General features: G+C 76.2%; 12 protein-coding genes. 4 read left to right on the top strand and 8 right to left on the bottom strand.

The window, feature by feature from the left end; all coding sequences use genetic code 11:
- Positions 1-65 precede the first annotated feature (65 nt).
- Together ACIOHG_RS14170 and ACIOHG_RS14165 are read left to right on the top strand one after the other, a co-directional pair.
- Positions 66-1544, top strand: coding sequence for an MFS transporter (locus tag ACIOHG_RS14170; protein ID WP_400949583.1), 1479 nt, complete (start codon positions 66-68; stop codon positions 1542-1544).
- Between the two features lie 103 nt (positions 1545-1647).
- Complete coding sequence (locus tag ACIOHG_RS14165; RefSeq protein ID WP_400949581.1) at positions 1648-2772, top strand: LLM class flavin-dependent oxidoreductase; 1125 nt, start codon at positions 1648-1650, stop codon at positions 2770-2772.
- Here ACIOHG_RS14165 and ACIOHG_RS14160 read toward each other — a convergent pair.
- The 6 genes from ACIOHG_RS14160 to ACIOHG_RS14135 form a co-directional block, all read right to left on the bottom strand.
- Positions 2724-5561 (bottom strand): AAA family ATPase, encoded by a 2838-nt coding sequence (locus ACIOHG_RS14160; RefSeq protein WP_400949579.1) that lies wholly within the window; start codon positions 5559-5561, stop codon positions 2724-2726. The two genes, ACIOHG_RS14165 and ACIOHG_RS14160, sit on opposite strands and share 49 nt — an antisense overlap.
- 206 nt (positions 5562-5767) lie before the next feature.
- Complete coding sequence (locus tag ACIOHG_RS14155; protein ID WP_400949577.1) at positions 5768-6535, bottom strand: thioesterase II family protein; 768 nt, start codon at positions 6533-6535, stop codon at positions 5768-5770.
- 91 nt (positions 6536-6626) lie between these two features.
- Entirely contained in the window at positions 6627-8420 is a 1794-nt protein-coding gene (locus ACIOHG_RS14150) for a dipeptide ABC transporter ATP-binding protein (RefSeq protein ID WP_400949575.1), read from the bottom strand.
- The gene (locus ACIOHG_RS14145) at positions 8417-9271 is read right to left on the bottom strand and encodes an ABC transporter permease (protein ID WP_400949572.1); all 855 of its coding nucleotides are present in this window, start codon (positions 9269-9271) and stop codon (positions 8417-8419) included. Before ACIOHG_RS14145 ends, ACIOHG_RS14150 begins: the two co-directional genes overlap by 4 nt.
- A gap of 69 nt (positions 9272-9340) precedes the next feature.
- Positions 9341-10360: an ABC transporter permease gene (locus tag ACIOHG_RS14140; protein ID WP_400949570.1), complete on the bottom strand. Its 1020-nt coding sequence runs from the start codon at positions 10358-10360 to the stop codon at positions 9341-9343.
- A complete protein-coding gene (locus ACIOHG_RS14135) occupies positions 10345-11994 on the bottom strand; it encodes an ABC transporter substrate-binding protein (protein WP_400949567.1) in 1650 nt (549 codons plus the stop codon). Before ACIOHG_RS14135 ends, ACIOHG_RS14140 begins: the two co-directional genes overlap by 16 nt.
- A gap of 191 nt (positions 11995-12185) precedes the next feature.
- Between ACIOHG_RS14135 and ACIOHG_RS14130 the strand changes: the two genes are divergently transcribed.
- Entirely contained in the window at positions 12186-13061 is an 876-nt protein-coding gene (locus ACIOHG_RS14130) for a LysR family transcriptional regulator (protein WP_400949565.1), read from the top strand.
- 29 nt (positions 13062-13090) lie between these two features.
- Here the strand turns inward: ACIOHG_RS14130 and ACIOHG_RS14125 are convergent, their stop codons facing one another.
- Positions 13091-14299 carry an acyl-CoA dehydrogenase family protein gene (locus ACIOHG_RS14125; RefSeq protein ID WP_400949564.1) on the bottom strand — a complete coding sequence of 403 codons (1209 nt, stop codon included), beginning with the start codon at positions 14297-14299 and terminating at the stop codon, positions 13091-13093.
- A gap of 489 nt (positions 14300-14788) precedes the next feature.
- Here ACIOHG_RS14125 and ACIOHG_RS14120 point away from each other — a divergent pair, with 489 nt between their 5' ends.
- The gene (locus ACIOHG_RS14120; protein WP_400949562.1) at positions 14789-16978 is read left to right on the top strand and encodes a hypothetical protein; all 2190 of its coding nucleotides are present in this window, start codon (positions 14789-14791) and stop codon (positions 16976-16978) included.
- A gap of 49 nt (positions 16979-17027) precedes the next feature.
- On the opposite strand, the gene ACIOHG_RS14115 is transcribed toward ACIOHG_RS14120, so the two are convergent.
- Positions 17028-18677, bottom strand: a complete 1650-nt coding sequence (locus ACIOHG_RS14115) for a translation initiation factor 2 (protein WP_400949560.1) — start codon at positions 18675-18677, stop codon at positions 17028-17030.
- Positions 18678-18766: the final 89 nt, after the last annotated feature.

Below are 18766 nucleotides of genomic sequence, written 5' to 3'. Positions count from 1 at the left end.
TCTACAAGCGTCGACCGCGGTCGAACCCTCGACGCTTCCTCCGCCCTGCGCTCCAGGAGCCCGTCATGACGACTCATGACCAGTCACCCCCCGTCGCCGGCCCCCCGCTCGACCCCCCGGCACAGCAGTTCCCGTCGGCGTCGTCCCCGGCCACACCGCCGCCCGCCGCGAAGGCCGGCGCGCTCGCCCTCGCGGTCATCGTCACCTGCCAGTTGATGGTGGCGGTGGACGGCAACATCGTGAACATCGCGCTGCCCCGCATCCAGTCCGGCCTGGGCTTCTCGCCGGGCGGCCTGGCCTGGGTGTTCAGCGCCTACTCGCTGGCCTTCGGCGGCCTGCTGCTGCTCGGCGGCCGGACCAGCGACGTGCTCGGCCGCCGCCGGATGTTCGTCTGGGGGCTGCTCACCGTGGTGGCGGCCTCGCTGCTCGGCGGGCTGGCCCCGAACGCGGGCGTGCTGATCGCGGCCCGCGCCCTGCAAGGCATCGGCTTCGCGTTCGCCGCGCCCGCCGCGCTCTCGCTGATCGCCGTGACCTTCGCCGAGGGCCCCGAACGCAACCGGGCGCTCGGCGTGTTCTCCACCGTCGCGGGCCTCGGCATCACGCTCGGCCTGATCCTCGGCGGCCTGCTGACCACGCTGTCCTGGCGGCTGGTGTTCTTCGTCAACGTGCCGATCGGCCTGGCCGCCGTCCTGCTGGCGTACCGTCAGCTGCCGGAGACCGCCAAGCACCCGGGCCGCCCGGACGTGCTCGGCGCGCTCACCTCCACCGCCGGGTCCACGGCCGTCGTGTACGGCCTGATCCACGCCTCCTCGGCGGGCTGGGGCTCGGCCGCGACGGTGACCGCGCTGGTCGGCGGCGCGCTGCTGCTGGTCGCGTTCGTGCTGAGCCAGGCGAAGGTGGCCCGGCCGCTGATCCCGCTGTCGCTGTTCGCCGTCCGCAACCGCTCCGCCGCCTACGCGGTGTTCCTGCTGCTGTTCGCGGCGATGGGCGGCACCTACTTCCTGCTCTCGCTGTACGTCCAGGACGGCCTGGGCCTGCACCCGCTGACCGCCGGACTGGCGTTCCTGCCGCTGGCGCTCGCCCAGTTCGCCGCCGCCCGCAACGCCGCGAAGCTGATCCCCCGGTTCGGCGCGAAGGCGCTGATCGTCACCGGCGCCGCCCTGCTGCTCGCCGACAGCCTGTGGCTGGCCGCCACCGGGCCCGAAAGCGGCTACTGGGACGGCCTGTTCGGGCCGCTGGTGCTGCTCGGCGCGGGCCTCGGCCTGGGCTTCGTCCCGCTCAACATGACCATCCTCTCCGGCCTCGCCCCGAAGGAGACCGGCGCGGCCTCCGGCCTGCTCCAGGCCGTCCAGCAGATCGGCCTCTCACTCGGCGTCGCCGTCCTGGTCACCGTCTACGGCCGCGCCCTGCACGGCGCTGCCCACCCCGGCCGCCCCGAACTCGCGCACGGCCTGGCCACCGCCGTCACCGCCGCCGCCGCGTTCAGCGGACTCGCCGTCCTGATCGCCCTGTTCGTCATCACCCGCGCGCAGAAGAAGAACTGACGCCACGTCAGGCAGCGCAGACCGGCCGGCGCGCCCGCCCCCGACGACGGGCGCGCCACCCCCTCCCGTCCCGAAGAAGCCGTCCGCCCGAAAGGCACCGCACGTGAGCACACCGCAGCAGCTGCACCTGTCCGCCGCCCTCGACGGAGCGGGCTGGCACCCGGCCGCCCGCCACCAGGCCGACGGCGCACCGCAGTTCGACCTCGACCACTGGGCCGGGCAGGCCGCCCTCGCGGAGGCCGCGCTGCTGGACTTCGTCACCGTCGAGGACCCGCTGTCCCGGCTCCCCGGCCCGGCCGAGGACCTGGACCGCCGCCTCGGCCACACCCTGCGCCGCCTCGACGCGCTCACCCTGGCGGGGGCGCTCGCCGCCCGCACCCGGCACCTCGGCATCGTCCCCACCGCCGTCCTCAACACCGCCCGGCCCGCACCGCTCGCCAAGGCGATATCCACCCTGGACCACCTCAGCGGCGGCCGGGCCGGCGTCCGCACCCAGCTCAGCCCGGCCCGGCCGATCCCGCTGGAGACGCTGTTCCTGCCCGAGGTGCAGGAGCAGCTCGGCCGCAGCTTCGACCGCGCCGCCGAACTCGTCGCCGTGCTGCGCGCCCTGTGGGACGGCACCGAGGACGAGGCGGCGCTGGCCGCACTCGCCCCCGGCCGGTTCGCCACCGGCCCCGACGCCCCGGGCGAGTGGAGCCCCGACCCGTCGCCGTCCACCGCACCCCGCCCCCCGCAGGGGCACCCCGTGGTCTTCACCCTCGCCCACATCCGCGTCCCGTGGCGCTACGGCGCCCGCGCCGCCGACGTGGTCGCGGTCACCCCGCACAGCGTCGAGGACGTCCGCAACGCCGTCCGGGTGATCCGCGCCGAACAGGACGCCGCCGGACGGGCCGACCGCACCGTGCACGTCTTCGCCGACCTGCTCGTCCACCTCGACGAGAAGCCCGGCGCCGCCGCCGACCGGCGCGCCCGCCTCGACGAGACCCTCGGCGAGGAGCACGCCTCCGACGCCCTGGTCTTCGCCGGGACCCCCGCCGAACTCGCCGATCTGCTCCAGGACTGGCAGGCCGCCGGGCTCACCGGCTACCGGCTGCGCCCCGCCACCACCGCCCACGACCTGCCCGCGCTGGCCACCGGCCTCGCCCCCGAACTCCAGCGCCGCGGCGTCCACCGCACCGCCTACGCCGAGGAGACCCTGCGCGAACGGCTCGGTCTCGGCGCCCCCTGACCGCCCGCCCCGCCCGGAGCCCGGGGCGACTCGGAGCGGGCCGACTCGGAGCAGGCCGCCGCCGGGCGGCCCAGCTCCGAACGGACCGCCGCCGAACGACCCAGCTCCGAACGGCCCTTGACGCGCAGCTTCCGGTAGGTGTGGGTGAGGTGCTGCTCGACCGTGCTGACCGTGATGAACAGCCGCTCGGCGATCTCCCGGTTCGAGTGCCCGGCCGCGGCCAGCGCGGCGACCCGCCGCTCCGAGGCGCTCAGCCCCCACTCGTCCCCGTCGGCGGACGCCCGCAGCCGCTCCAGCAGCGGCCGCAGCCCGGCCGCCTCCGCCAGCTCCCGGGCCCGGCGCAGCGCCTCCCGGCCCGGCCGCTCCCGGCCCCCGGCCAGCTGCGCCTCGCCCAACTCGGCCAGCGTCCAGGCCAGTTCGGCCACATCCACGCCCTCCAGCCGGTCCGCGGCGGCGGTCAGCAGCTCGACCCGGTCGGCCGGCTCGCAGGCCGCCAGCGCCCGCAGCGACAGGCCCGCCGTGCGCGGCGCGCCCGCCGCCGGGTGCGCGAGCTGCTCCCGGGCCAGCTCCCGGGCCCGGGCCGGGCGGTCGAGCGCCAGCAGGGCCCGGGCCGCGTCGCCCCGCCAGGGCAGGAAGGACGGCACGTCGAAACCCCACTCCTGGAGCAGCCGCCCGCACCGGGCGAAGTCCTCCAGCGCCGCGTCCGGCGCGCCCGCCGCCAGCCGGTGCCGCCCCCGCGCGTGCAGGAACTGCGCGCCGTAGCGGGAGCGCTCCAGCCGCTCCGGGAGCGCCGGGAGCCGGCGCTCCGCGTCCGGGCGCGGGCCCAGCCCGGCGGCGGACAGCAGCAGCGCGGACAGCGGCGCGCCCACCCACACCCCCCAGCCGTCCGGGGGCAGCAGCTCCAGCGCCCGGGCCGCGTGCCGCTCGGCGGTCCGCAACTCCCCGGTGCGCACCGCGATCTCGGCCAGCGTCGCGGTCAACAGGGCCTGCCAGACCGGTATCCGGCGCGCCCCGGCCTCGCGCAGCAGCCCGGCGCACCACGGTTCGGCGTCGGCCGCCCGGTCCGCGTACAGCAGCACGTACAGCGCGGACATCAGCGCGCCGAACGTGCCGTCCTCCAACGGCGTCGTGCGCAGCACCAGTTCGGCGGTCCGCAGGTCCTCCTCGGCGGCGCCCTCGCGGAGCACCCGGGGCAGCGCGAGCGCCGAGCGCTGCTGCGGCTCGCCGAGCGGCAGGCCGGGCGGCGGGGAGGGTCGGTCGGCCGGCACCAGGTGCGGGGACAGCGCCCGCAGCTGTTCGAGCGCGCGGGTCCGGTCGGCCCGGTCCGCGGCGGCCGCGGGCTCCGGCCAGGCCGCCAGCCGGGACAGCTCGCCCTCGGTGCCGTGCCAGGCCAGCATCCGCAGCACGCCGGTGCGCTGACGGTCCGTCAGCTCCTGCGGCCGCTCGGCGAGCACCCGCACGTGCCGGTACGCGGAGCGCGGGTCGGCGCGGAAGCGGACGGTGGCCCGGGCCAGCAGCAGCTCCGGGTCCGCCGGGTCCGCCGCGGCCGCCAGCACCAGGCAGGACTCGGCGAACGCCGGGTCGTCGCGGCGCAGCGCCGCCGCCGCGGCCTCCCGCAGCACCTGCCCCGCCCAGCCGGCCGAGCCGTCCCGGGCCGCCAGCAGGTGCCCGGCGACGGCCTCCGGGTCCGCCCCCGACTCGTACACCAGCCGGGCCGCGCGCAGCTCACGGGCCGTCAGCTCGGCGTCGCCGAGGCCGTCCAGCACGGCCCGGGCCACCGCCGGGTCGCGCAGCCGGCCTTCCTCGACCAGCCCGGCGGCGGTCAGCGCCGCCAGCGCACCCGGCGCGGGGCGGCCCAGCAGCCGGGGCAGCAGCGCCGTCGAACCGGAGCAGGTCAGCACGGCCAGCGCCCGGGCCGGTTCGGCGGCGGCCGGGCCGACCCGGTGCAGGCAGGCCCGCACCGCGAGCGCGAACGCCGGCCCGGGGGAGGGCGCCACGACGGGGCCGGTCGCAGGTCCTTCCGCCGGAGCGGCGGAGGCGCTGCCCGCCAAAGGCGCGGAGGCGCTGTCCTCGGCGAGGGCGCGCAGCAGCAGCGGGTTGCCGCCGGTGGTCCGGTACCAGGCCGCGGCGTCGGTGCGGCGGCCCGGCAGCAGCCGCTCCAGCAGGGCGGCGGTGCCGGCGGGGGAGAGCCGGTCGACCCGGAGCCGGGCCAGCTCCGGCAGCCGCAGCAGCGCCGTCCACCAGTCGCGGTCCGCGCCCGGGTCGCCCGGCGGGTCCGGCTCGGTGACCAGCAGCAGTACCCGGGCCTCGGGGGCCCGGGCGGCGAGCTGCACCAGGGCCTGCTGGGACGCCGGGTCGGCGTGCCGCAGGTCGTCCACGGCCAGCACCAGCGGCACCCGGGCCGACCAGTCGGCGAGTAGCGCCCACAGCTCCTGGTGTACCCGGGACGGCACCCGGCCCGCGGCCAGCGGGTCGGCGGGGCAGGACTCGGTCGGCTCCGGCGCTGCCAGCAGCGCCGTCGCGGCGGCCCGCACCCCGGCGGGCAGCCCGGGCCGGCCCAGCAGCTGCTGGAGCACCCCGAAGCGCACCGACCGCTCCGAGCAGCGCCCGGTGGCGGACAGCACCACCGCGCCGCGCCGGGCGGCGTGCCCGGTCAGCGCGCGCAGCAGCTCGGTCTTCCCGCAGGCGGCCGGGCCGGTGACGGCGAGCACGCCCCCGACACCCTCGGTGCAGGCGTCCAACAGGCGGGTGAATCGGTCGAGTTGGCCGTGTCGTTCGACGGGGACCACATCTGCTCCCGGTGGGTCGGACCGGGGCGGCCGCCGGCGCCCGCCCCGGTGCTGTCGCTGGGTGTCGCGTGTCCGTCGGACGGCGCTGTCCGGCCGGAGGGGTCGGGACCGGTCCGGGCCGGACGACCCCGGGTCGGGCCGTACCACCCGGAACCGGCCCGGATCGGGCTGTACCACCCGGAACCGGCCCGGAACCGGCCCGCGGGTCAGGCCGGGCGGCCCGCCGGGTCGGCGGCCAGCAGGCCCGCCAGCAGGTCGGCCAGCGCCTGCTGGTGGTCCGTCAGGAAGAAGTGCCCGCCCGGGTAGCTGCGGACCTCGGTCGGGCCGCTCGTGTGCGCGGACCAGGCCGCCGCCTCGGCCGGGGTCACCTTGTCGTCGCGGTCGCCGGTCAGCACCGTCACCGGGCACTCCAGCAGCGGTCCGGGCCGGTGCGCGTAGGTCTCCACCGCCCGGTAGTCGGCGCGCAGCGGCGGCAGGAACAGCTCGCGCAGCTCCGGGTCGGCGAGCACGGTCGGCATCGTCCCGCCCAGCTCGGCGAGTTCGGCCAGCAGCAGGTCGTCGGGCGCGTCGTGCAGCTCGCGGACGGCCCGGACGGTCGACGGGGCGCGCCGCCCCGAGACCACCAGCAGCCGGGGGCCGCGCCCGGTCGCGGCGACCAGCCGGCGGGCGGTCTCGTAGGCGAGCAGCGCGCCCATCGAGTGGCCGAGCAGCGCGGTCGGCGCGCCGGACGTCCACTCGGGCAGCAGCACCTCGGCGAGCAGGTCGGCGAGCCGGTGCAGGTCGTCCACCGGCGGCTCGGCGTACCGGTCCTGGCGCCCCGGGTACTGTACGGCCGTCACCGCGACCCGGCCCTCCAGCGCGGCCGACAGCGGGTGCCAGAAGCTCGCCGACCCGCCCGCGTGCGGGAGGCAGAGCAACTGCGGCGCCGCCGGGGGCGCGGAGTGGTAGCGGCGCAGCCACAGGTCGGAGTTCATACGGTCGGGCTCCCCTCGGTAGCGGCGGTCGGACGCCACCGGCCGCGCTGATGATCCGGATCGTACGCGGGTCGCCGGTCGCGGAGGTGCCTCATCCGACCCGGCTCCCGGCGTCGACGGCGGCCAGCAGGCTCGCGGTGTAGGGGTGGCGGGGGCGGTCGAAGACCTCGTGGACGTCGCCGGTCTCGACGGCCTCGCCGTCCTTCAGCACGATCAGCCGGTCGCTCAGGTGGTGCACCACGCCGAGGTCGTGCGAGATGAACAGCATGGCCAGGCCGAGTTCCCGCTGCAGCTCGGTGAGCAGGTCGAGGACCTGGGCCTGCACGGAGACGTCCAGCGCGGACACCGGTTCGTCGCAGACCAGCAGGCGCGGTTCGGCGGCCAGCGCCCGGGCGATCGCGACGCGCTGGCGCTGGCCGCCGGAGAGCCGGGCCGGGCGGGCGTGCAGCACGGTGCCGGGCAGGCCGACCCGGTCGAGGAGTTCGCGGGCGCGGGCGTCCCGGGCGCGCCGGGGCAGGCCGGTGGCGGCGAGCGCGTCGCCGAGCACGCGGCGCACGTCGTGGCGCGGGTCGAAGGAGCTCAGCGGGTCCTGCTGCACCACCTGGAGCAGGCGGCGGTGCGGGCGCCGCCGACGCTCCGGCAGGCCGGACCAGGGCCGGTCGGCGAAGCGCACGGTGCCCGCGTCCGGCTCCAGCAGGCCGAGCGCGATCCGGGCCACCGTGGTCTTGCCGGAGCCGGACTCGCCGACCAGGCCCAGGGTCTCGCCCGCCGCCACCCGGAAGGACACGTCGCGCACCACCGGCCGGCCCCGGTACGCCTTGGACAGGCCCTCGGCGGCCAGCAGCACCGGCCGGTCGGCGAGCGGAAGGGCCGCGGCCGTCGCCCGCAACGCCGGTTCGGCGCGCGGGAGTTCGACGGCCGGCGGCAGCTCCTCGCCCGGGCGCCAGCAGCGCGCCCCGCGGCCCTCCGGCGCGGCGGCGGGCGGCAGCGAGGTCAGGCAGCGCTCCTCGGCGAGCGCGCAGCGCGGCGCGTAGGCGCAGCCCCCGGGGCTGGGCGCGGGGAGGTCGGCCGGGGCGGGGCGGACGGACAGCCGCCCGCCCTTGCGGTCGCGGCGCGGGACGGCGGCCAGCAGCGCCCGGGTGTACGGGTGCCGCGGGTCGCCGAGCACCTGCTCGACCGGGCCGTGCTCGACCACGTCGCCCGCGTACATCACCGCGACCCGGTGGGCGAGCCGGCCGACCACCGCCAGGTCGTGGCTGATCAGCAGCAGCGAGGTGCCGTCGTCCACCAACTCGCCCAGCAGGTCCAGGACCTGGGCCTGCACGGTGGCGTCGAGCGCGGTGGTCGGCTCGTCCGCGATCAGCAGGTCGGGGCCGCCGGCCAGCGCGGAGGCGATCAGGGCGCGCTGGCGCAGGCCGCCGGAGAGCTGGTGCGGGTACTGGCCGGCCCGGTGCTCGGGCTCGGGCACGCCGACGGCGGCCAGCAGGTCGAGGATCCGCTTGCGGGTCTGCGGGCGCGGCCCGGGCCGGTGCAGGTCCAGCACCTCGCCGATCTCCGCGCCGACGGTGCGCAGCGGGTCGAGCGAGACCAGGGCGTCCTGCAGCACCAGGCCGATCCGGCGCCCGCGCAGCCGCCGCCAGGCCCGCTCGCCCGGGTCGCGCAGGTCGGTGCCGTCGAACTCCAGCCGCTCGGCGGCGACTTCGGCACCGCGCCCGGTCAGGCCGACCAGGGTGCGGGCGGTGACGCTCTTGCCGGAGCCGGACTCGCCGACCAGCGCCAGGCACTCGCCGCGCTCCAGCCGGAACCCGACGTCGCGCACCACGGGCGCACCGCCGAAGGAGACCCGCAGGCCGTCGACGGCGAGCAGGGGCGCAGGGGTGTTCATGCGGACCTCCGGGTGAAGCGCTGCTGCAGGTGGCGGCCGACCACGGTGACGGCGACCACGGTGACGGTGACCGCCGCGCCCGGGAACACCCCGAGCCACCAGGCGGTCTCCAGGAAGCCCCGGCCCTCGGCCAGCATCGCCCCCCACTCGGGGGACGGCGGGCGCGGCCCGAGGCCGAGGAAGCTCAGCGCGGACGCGGCGATCAGCGCGGTGCCGAAACCGACGGTGGCCAGCGTCAGCAGCGGGGCCAGCGAGTTCGGCAGCACGTGCCGCAGCACCAGCCGCCACCGGGGGACGCCCAGCGCGACCGCCGCCTCCACGTAGCCGGAGCGGCGCACCAGCAGCGCCTCGGCCCGCACCATCCGCCCGTAGCCGGGCACCAGGGCGAAGCCGATGGCGAGCATCAGGTTGCCGGTGCCGGTGCCCAGCACGGTGATCACCAGCAGCGCCAGCAGCGTCGCGGGCAGCGCCAGCAGCACGTCGGCGGCGCGCATCAGCACCTGGTCGGCGAACCGGCCGCCGAGCGCCGCGGCCAGGCCGAGGACGGCGCCGCCGGCCACCGCCAGCACGGTCGAGCCGAAGCCGATGGCCAACGCCGGGCCCGCGCCGTGCACCAGCCGCGACCACAGGTCGCGGCCCAACTGGTCGGTGCCCAGCAGGTGGGCGGAGCCCGGGCCCTGGAGGGCGTGCACCGGGTCGGTGGCGGTCGGCGGCGCGGCCGCGAACAGGCCGGGCGCGGCCGCGGCCAGCACGATCAGCGCCAGCACCGCGCCGGCCGCCAGCACCGCCCACGGCGGCGGCACCAGGGACCGGGCGGCGGCGGACCGCCGGGTCGGAAGGGCGAGGGACACCGGATCACCTGTTCCCGGATCGGAGGACGGACACGGAGACGAAGAAAAGGGAAGCGGACACCGGCCCGGTCACCCGTTCCGCAGCCGGGGGTCGAGCACGGCGCCGAGCAGGTCCACCAGCGCGGAGATCAGCACGAAGGCCAGCGCGGACAGCAGCACCACGCCGATCACCACCGGCACGTCCCGGCTGTTCACGGCGCCCAGCACCAGCGCGCCCACCCCGGGGCGGCCGAACACCGACTCCACCAGCACCGTCCCGCCCAGCAGCGCGCCGGTCAGCCAGCCGGTCAGCGTCACCAGCGGCACTGCGGCGTGCCGCAGCGCGTGCCGCAGCACCAGCGCGCTCCGGCCCCGCCCGCGGGCCCGCACGGTGACCGCGAACGGCTGGGCCAGCGCCGCCTCCAGGCCCTCGCGCAGCACCTGGGCGAGCGTCCCGGCCAGCGGCAGGGCCAGCGTCACGGCGGGCAGCACCAGCGAGCCGAAGCCGTCCGCGCCGGCCACCGGGAACAGCCGCAGCCGGAACGAGAACACCGTCAGCAGCACCAGGCCCAGCCAGTACGACGGGGTGGAGACCGCGACCAGCTCCCAGGCGCCGGTCAGCGCCCGCAGCCCGGGCCGCCGCCCGGCCGTCGCCACCGCCGAGGCGATCGCCAGCAGCAGCGCCAGCAGCACGGCCGCGCCGACCAGTTGCAGGGTCGGGCCGAGCTGCTCGGCGACCAGCTCGGCCACCGGGCGCTGCAACTGGTAGGACTGCCCGAGGTCGCCGTGCAGCAGTCGGCCCAGGAAGTCCAGGTACTGCGTCCACACCGGCCGGTCGAAGCCCAGTTGGCGACGGATCTCGTCCCGGACCTCCGGCGAGGTGGTGGTCGACGGGCCGAGCAGCACCGCCACCGGGTCGCCCGGGATCAGCTGCAACGCGACGAACGCCAGCGTCGCCGCGCCGAACAGGACCGCCACCGCCCCGGCCAGCCGGTGCAGCGCACCCCGCAGCAGGGCCGGTCCCCGCAGCAGGGCCGGGCCCCGCGACGGCGCTGCCGCCGCCGCGAGGCCGGGAGGGACGGGGGGCGCGGCCGTCACGGGGTGCGCCACGCGTCGTAGAAGTTCAGCCAGGTGTCCGGGTCGAAGCCCAGCCCGCCGACCTTCGCGGACACGCCGGTCAGCGCGTACGGGGTGTACACCGGCACCACGGTGGCCAGGTCGATCGCCCGGGCCTGCACCTGCCGGTACGCCTTGGCGCGCTGCTCCGGGTCGAGGGTGGCGCGGCCCCGGTCGGTCCACTCGTCGAGCTGCCGGTCGGCCAGGAAGGTCGCGTTGATGCCGCCCTTCGCGGGCTGCGAGGCGGAGTTGAAGAACAGCCAGAGCACGTCCGGCTCGAACCGGGCCCAGGCCAGGTCCACCACGTTCGCCTTGCCGCCGTACACCAGGGTCGAGTACGCGCCGACGTCGAGCGCGGGGCGCTGCACCTCCACGCCGATCTTCTTCAGGTCGGCCTGGATGGCCTGGCCGAGGATGTCGCGGCTCTGCTGGGTGGCGTTCGCGGTCAGCTGCGGCCAGGTCAGGGTCAGCCGCTTGCCGTCCTTGGTGCGGTAGCCCTCGCCGTCCCGGCCGGTCCAACCGGCCTCGTCCAGCAGCCGGTCGGACAGCGCCCGGTCGTACGGCCAGGAGTTCTCCAGCGCCTTGTCGTAGCCGGGCGTGCTGGCGGAGATCGGGCTCCAGGCGCGCGGGAACTGGCCGAACTGGACGGTCTTCACGTCCAGTTCGAGGTCGATGCCGCGCTGCACCGCCTGCCGGACCTTCTGGTCGTCCAGCGGCGCCAGCGAACCGTTCAGCCACAGGTTGTAGTTGCCGCCGGGCGCGGCCTGGCTGAGCAGCTTCAGCTGCGAGTTGGCCTTCACCCCGGCGACGCTCTGCGGCGGCACCGCCTTGGCCACCTGCACCTGGCCGCTGCTCAGCGCGCCGACCCGGACCGAGGCGTCGGGCAGGAACCGCACCACGAACCTGTCCAGGTGCGCGGGACCGGTGTGCGCGGCCGTCGCCGGGCCCCACGCGTAGTCGGGGTTCTTCTCGAACACCGCCTCCTGGCCCTTGCTGTACGACACGAACCGGAACGGCCCGGTGCCGACGTCCGCCGTGCCGCCCTGGCCGAGCTTCACCGCGTTCTCGGTCAGCGCCTTCGGCGAGTAGAAACCCAGGTAGGCGGTGGACGCGGCCTGCAGGAACGGCGCGGACGGCTGGGCGAACTCCACCTTCACGGTGGCCGGGTCGACCACCGTGGTGCCGGTGTAGGAGCCCAGCAGGTTCGCCGCGTACTGCGACTTGGTCTCCTTCGCCACGATGTGGTCGAAGTTGGCCTTCACCGCGGCCGCGTCGAACGGCGTGCCGTCGTGGAACTTCACGTCGGTGCGCAGGTGGAAGGTGAAGCTCTTCAGGTCCGGCGCGACCTCCCACGACGTGGCCAGCCACGGATGGAACGTGCCCTCCGCGTCCTCCGACACCAGCGAGTCGAAGACCTGCCGCTGCAGCTCCGCCGTCAGGTCCTGGGTCGACACGTGCGGGTCCCAGGACACCGGCTCGGTGTCGACCGCGTAGGTCAGGGTGCCGCCGGCCACCGGCCGGCCCGCGTCCGCGGCGCCGCCGCCGGTACCGGAGCAGCCGGCCAGCAGCAGGACACCGGCGGCCGCGACGGCGAGGACCCGGGCCGGGCCGGGTCTGTGGATGCGCATGGAAATCTTTCCTCCGAGCTTTCGAAGCCTTCGAACTGTTCACGAACGCGACCGCTGTTTCCCGGTGTTGCGTTCTGATGACGGGACGGAGACCAGGGCCTCCGCCAACAGCCGTTTCGCAAAAGAGAGTTGACGTGCCATCCGGAGCGAAGGGGAGCGTCGTCCGGCCACCCCGCTGTTAACCTCGACGAATGACCGGAACACTGGACATCGGCGTGCTGCGCAGCCTCGCCGCGATCGGCGACCACGGCGGTTTCCACCGCGCCGCGGCGGCCCTGGGCATCTCCCAGTCCGCCGTCAGCCAGCACGTCCGCCGCCTGGAGCGCACCCTCGGCCGCCCCCTGGTCGAGCGCAGCGGCCGCGGCATCCGGTTCACCCCGGCCGGCGAACTCGCCCTCACCGAGGCCCGCCGGGTGCTCGCCGTCCACGACGAGGCACTCGTCCGGCTCGGCGTCACCGAACCCGCCGCGACGGGCTACCTGATCGGCTCCACCGAGCACGTCGCCGAACGCGTCCTGCCTGCCATCACCCGCACCGCCAGCACCCAACTCCCGGGCCGCACCGTCCGGTTCCGGCTCGACCGGGGCGGCCGGCTGCACCAGGCGCTGGACGAGGGCGCGCTCGACGCCGCCGTCTTCATCGGCGACAACGGCGGCCGGCCCGGCGAACTCGCCGGCGGCGTCCCGCTGTCCTGGTTCGCCGCCCCCGAATGGGACCACCCCGCCCCCGGCACGCCCGTCCCGCTGGTCGCCATCGACGGACCCTGCGTGCTGCGCGACCGCGCCCTGAGCGCGCTGCGCACCGGCGGCCGCACCGTCACCGTGATCGCCGAGGCCGCCCAACTCGTCGGCGTGATCAGCGCGGTGCGCAGCGGACTGGGCGTCGCCCTGCTCGCCGACCACGGCCCGCCGCCGCCCGGCCTGGTCCGCCTGCGCGGACTCCCCGCCGTCCCGCCCGAACCCCTCTACCTGCGCTACCGCGCGGGCGCCCCGCGGCAGTTGGCCGGAGTACTGCGCACCGCCCTGGACACCCTGAGCGGCAGCGGCCTTGTCGGCAGCGGCAGTTGACGGGAACGGCCGGACGCCGGGGCGGGCGCTCACCCGAGCCGCCGCCCGTAGTCGGTCAGCGCCGCCGTCCCGACCGCCAGCAGCGCCGAGTCCTCCTGCGGGGCGTGCACGCCCGCCGCCTGGACGTCCCGGAAGATCCGCTCCAGCGGGCCGGTCCGGGACAGCGCCGCACTGCCCAGCAGGCGCACCGACAGCTCCACCGCCCGGGTCAGGTCGCGGATCACCGCGACCTTCGCCGACAGCGCCTCCGCCGCCGCCACCTCCTCGCCCCGGTCCAGCTTCCCGGCGATCGCCAGGATCAGCTGCTCCGAGGTCGACAGCAGCACCTCGATCTCGCCCGCCGCCCGCCGGAACCGCTCGGTGCTGCCCACCGGACGGCCCAACTGGCTCGGCACCTTGGTGTACCCGGTGTGGTGCACCACGTCCTGCGCCGCCCGGGCCGCGCCCAGGTACAGCGCCGCCGAGATCAGCAGCACCGCGTTGGCGTGCTCCCGGTCCGGCTCCGGGCCGGAGCCCGAACGCTCCGGCGTCCCGAAGTCGTTGAACTCGATCAGGTCCGCCGGGCCGACCTCCACGTCGGTGAACACCACCTCGTGGCTGACCGTCGCCCGCATCCCCAACTGCTGCCAGGTCGGCAGGATCTCGATGCCCGGCGAACCGCCCGGCACCACGAACACCGCCAGCCGGGGCGCCGGTTCGTCCGTCACCGCCCACAGCAGGAAGTACGCCAGGCCCTCCGCGCCGGTCACGAACCGCTTCCGGCCGGTGATCGCCCAGCCGTTCGCGGTCCGCCGCGCCACCGTGCCGCCGCCCGGGCCGGCGTCCGGCTCCGCCCGGGCGTGGTTGATCAGCGTCGGACGCTCCGCCGACTCCGCCAGGATGCGCCGGTACAGGGCCGGCGGCCACGGCCGGCCGCTCTCCAGCGCGTGCGGCACCAGCGTCATCGTGGCGATCAGCGCCACCGAGGTGTCACCCCGGCCCAGCGCCAGCAGGATGCGCGCCAGGTCCGCGAACCCGACCCCGGGGCCGCCCCACTCCTTGCCCACCGTCGCCGTCAACAGCCCGGCGTCGTGCAGCAGTTGCACCGCCGCGTACGGGAACTCGCCGGTCCGGTCGTACTCGCCGGCGGTCGCGGCCAGCGCCGCGGTGATCTCGTCCAGCCGGGACAGGTCGGGCCGCGGCAGCCGGAAGCCGTCCGCGGCGGGGGAGTCGGAAACGGGCGGGGCGGTGCTGGTCATGACGCATCCTCGAACAGGGGCCGGCCGACGCACGGACGGGCGGACGGGCGGACGGGCGAGCAGACGGGTGGCGACGCGGAACCGGTCGGCGCCCGGCCGCCGGACGGGCGCGGCGCACACGCCGGACGGAGCGGACGGAACGGGGCACGGACACCGGGGACCGCGGGCAGGCGGCCGGCGATCAGCGTCCGGCGGTCGGGTTCAGCGACAGCGGGCGGAACCGACGAAACCGAAGTCGACGGCGCGCCGACTGGTCAGCAGCGGCGCCGGCGCGGGACACAGCCGAGGGCAGGCGAACACCGCGGCCGCACTCCGACCGCCGATCACCGCACACGCGTTCCCGGACATGACCCCGAGTCTGGTCGATCCCAACACCGTACGTCCACCGCCGACTTGTGATCGGAACCGAACACCTCTGCTTATCGATCCGCCCGACCTGTCCGCCGGACTCCCGGCCGCACCCGGAGCGGACCGCGTAGGGTAGGCCGGGTGACTGAGCAGACGCGCAACGTGGTCGGCGACCACGCCCAGGTGGACACCGTCGTACAGGCCCACCACGTCGGCACCGTGAACATCCACCAGCCCCGGCTCCTCACCCACCTGCCGTCCTTCGAACTCCCGCCCGAGCGCGCGTACTTCGTCGACCGGGAGGAGGAGCAGGAGCGGATCGCGGCCCTGGGGGCCCCGAGCGGCGAAGACACCGGACCGGGTGGCACCGGTGACGGCACCCGGCCGCGGATCGTCGCGGTCAGCGGCATCGGCGGCGTGGGCAAGACGGCCCTGTGCGTCAGGATCGGCCACCGGCTGTCCGAGGCCTACCCGGGCGGCGCGTACTACCTCGATCTGGACGAGCACCGGCGCGACGGGGTGGTCGACCTCGCCGCCATCCTGATCGACGTCCTCCTCTCGCTGGGCGTGGAACGCGAATGGCTGCGCCACGACTTCCGCGGCCTGGTCCGCCAGTTCTGGGACCGGACCAGGAACAGGTGCCTGCTCCTGGTGATCGACAACGCCCGTACCGCGGCCGAGGTCGAGCCCCTGCTGCCGGCCTCCGCCCGCAGCCTGGTCCTGGTCACCAGCCACGGCCCGCTGCACGACCTCGGCCCGGCCGCCGAGGAGCTGACCCTGTCCCCGCTCAGCGTCACGCACATCACCGAACTGCTGCGCCTGCGCTTCGGCGAGCAGCGCTGGTCCAGCGCGGACCCGGCCGCCGTGCAGGCCCTGGCCGAGGTCTGCAGCGGACTCCCGAAGGCCGCGGAAGTGGCCGGCGACCTCGCCCGGAGGCTCCCGCACCGCAGTCTGGCCGCCCTGGCCGAACGCCTCACCGCGGACCTCCACGAGCGGGGCAGCGCCCCCGTGGAAGCGCTCTGGGACACGGCCTACGCCGAACTGGCCCCGGACACCGCCCGGTTGTACCGCTACCTGCCCGAATGCCCCGGACCGTTCGCGATCCTGCCGACCGCCGCCGCCCTGCTCGGCCTCGACCTGTTCGACACCGAGGACGCCCTCGCCGAACTCGTCGGAGCCGGTCTCCTCGACTACCGGGCCGGCGGCTACCGGCAGCACGCCCTGGTCCGCAGCCACGCCCGCCGGGTCGGACGCGCCGCCGACCCCGACGGGACGGAGCGCGCCGAGGCCCGTGCCCGGCTGCTGCACTGGCTGCGCCGGCAGACCGCCCTGGCCGACCTGTTGATCGCCGGGTCCCGGGCCACCGTCCAGGCCCAACTCCCGCCGCTGCCCGGGGTCCCGGACGCCGACCTGGGCAGTGCGAGGTCCGACGCGCTGCGCTGGATGGAAGCCAACCGGCACGCCCTCTACGGTGCGGTCGGCCTCGCCTACGACAGCGGCCGGGACGAGGACGCCGTCGCCCTCGCCGAGTCCCTGTGGACGCACTTCCTCGACCACCCGAGGCACGTCGAGGTCATCGACCCCGTCGAGGGCTACCGCTCGGACGCGATCGACGCCTTCCGGACCGGCGTCGCCGCCGCCGACCGCACCGGGAACCTGCTCGCCCGGGTGCGGACCCGCAGCATGCTGGCCCGCCCGCTCTGGGAACAGGGCGGTTTCGACGAGGCCGCGGCCGCCCTGGACCAGGCCTGCGCGCTGGCCGGACTGCTCGACGACTCGTACGAGCACCGGCGGATGGCCGGGTCGGCGATCGACTTCCGCGGCCAACTCGCCCTCGCCCGCGGAGAAGCCGCCGCCAAGTACGGGGACCGGGGCGCCGCGCTCGCCGACTTCGCCGCCGCCCGCGCCGATTTCACGGCGGCCCGGGCGATCCAGAGCGCGATCGGCAACGCCTACGGCGCCGCGCTCCAGACCTACCAGCTGGCGAAGACCGAGGCCGCCGCCGGGAACCAGTCCGCCGCCGCCGAACTCTTCGAGCGGGCGCGGGCCGAGTTCACGGCACTGCCGGGGCGGGAGCGGATGACTGCCCGGACCGCCTTCGGGCTGGCCCGGGCGCTGCGGCAACTCGGTCGCCACCCGGAGGCCGAGGCCCTGCTGGCCGAGGCGCTGGCCGCCGCGGTCGTCCGGGGCTCCGGCTACGACGAGGCCCGGATCAGCGTCGAACTCGCTGAACTCGCCGACCAGGTCGGACGACCCTCCGACGCCGCCCGGCACCGGGCCCGGGCAGCCGCCCTGCGGGCCGCGGGCGAGGCGGGCCGGGACGCCGCCTGACACTGCCCGCCACCGGGAGCCCCGGCCGCCCGGCCGGTGCCACCGGACGTCACAACTCGGCGTCCAGGTCCTCCGGGTCGGCCGCGCCCAGTTCCAGCCGCACCGTCACCGTGTCGACCGTGCACTCGATCTCGACCGGGAGCTCTCCGACGAGCCGGGGGTGCGCCACCAGCCACGCGTAGACGGCCGAGACCGCCGCGTCCGGATCGATCCGGCGGATCCGGCCGTCCGCCCGGTACGGCGGCACGTGCAGGGCGAACGCGCCGTGGTGACGGTGCACCAGCAGGCAGCGCTCGTGGGAGAGCAGGGCCGCGGCGATCCGGCAGCCGGGCAGCTCGTCGAGGACGTGCGCGGCCCAGCCGGCCACGGACCAGCGCCCCGTGCCGGGGCGGCGCCACAGGACCTCGGCGCTGCGCTGCTCGGTGAACCCCGCGGCGCCGTGCTGCGCGACCCGGTGGTGCACGGGCAGTTCGATGCCGTTCGGGAAACGTTCCACGTACACCCGCCGGCCGTCGACCTCGGCCCGCACCACCAGGGACGAGGCAGGGGCGTGCGGTGCCGCGGGGGGCGGCAGGAGCCGAGGTTTCGGCGGCGTCCGAGGGGGCGTCAGGCCGAGCAGCCGGTACAGTTCGGTGCGCAACCGCGGCAGCGCCCGATCGGGATGGGCGAAGGTCTCGGCGGTGAATTCCGACGTATCGGACCCAGTGGCCTTGCGCAGCAGCTCGGGCAGTTCGGCGACCCGGGTGAAACGCGGTGCCGCCGCGAGCAGCCGGGCCATCGGGGTGCCGGGGATCAGTTCGGACCCGCCGTCGTACCCGTCCAGGATCACGGCGTGGCCGAGTGCGGCCGCGTACAGGGCGGTCGAACCGTGGTCGGTGAGCACCGCGTCCGCCGCGACCAGGACGGACGCCCATTCCTGGTACGAGGAGGGCAGCAGCAGACCGGCCCGCTGCGCGGGCCGGAGGTACTCGGCGAGGTTGTGGGGGCCCAGTGCGCTGACCGTGTTGGGATGGATCACCAGGGCGACCCGGTAGCTGTCCACGGGCAGGTGGAGCACCAGCTCCAGCGGCAGGCCGTGGTGGCGGGACAGCAGGCTCTCCTTCCCGTGGGTGCTCAGCACCGCCAACAGGGTCCGGTCGCCGACGCCGAGTTCGTCCCGGTAGCTCTCCCGGAGCCCCTGGGACTCCCGCAGCCGGTCCAGCGTCGGATCGCCGACCACGACGGCCCGGGGGACCGACAGCGGGCAGTGTTCGGCGAGCCGGGCGAGCTCGGAGCCGTGTCCGAGACCGTGCAGGTCGGCCCACGGCTCTCCGTCCTCCAGCAGGAACGCGGGGTCCAAGCCGGACGGGAGGCCCGGGGAGCCCTCGCTGTGGAACGTCTTGTTGAACCCGGCCCCGTGCGGCAACAGCGCCCTGGTACGGGCGGAGAGGCTCCTCAGCTCACCCTTGGGGCTGGCGAAGACGATCAGGTCGAAGTGGCGTTCCCGGGCCTGCTCGAAATCCATTGTCCGGGCGCCCGAGCGGTCCAGCGCCGCCCACGCGTCCAGGTCGAACTCGGAGCCGGGCACCTGGGTGAACCAGCGATCGATCCGATCATCGCCCTCGAACACCGGCAACACGTCCAGCAGTCGGTGCAGCGCCACCGCCGAGCGGAACGCCAGCAGCACGGAGGGCTTGGTGGCCGGGCCTGCTTCAGGCATGAGCCGATGGTAGCGGCGTCCTCCGCCCGCCGCCCGCCACACCGAAAATTGACTACCTGTCAGTAGAACCCGCCCCGGCCGACGCCCCG

The sequence above is a fragment of the Kitasatospora sp. NPDC088134 genome, assembly GCF_044741705.1.
Lineage (GTDB): Bacteria > Actinomycetota > Actinomycetes > Streptomycetales > Streptomycetaceae > Kitasatospora.
This window is presented reverse-complemented; position numbering and strand designations above follow the sequence as displayed.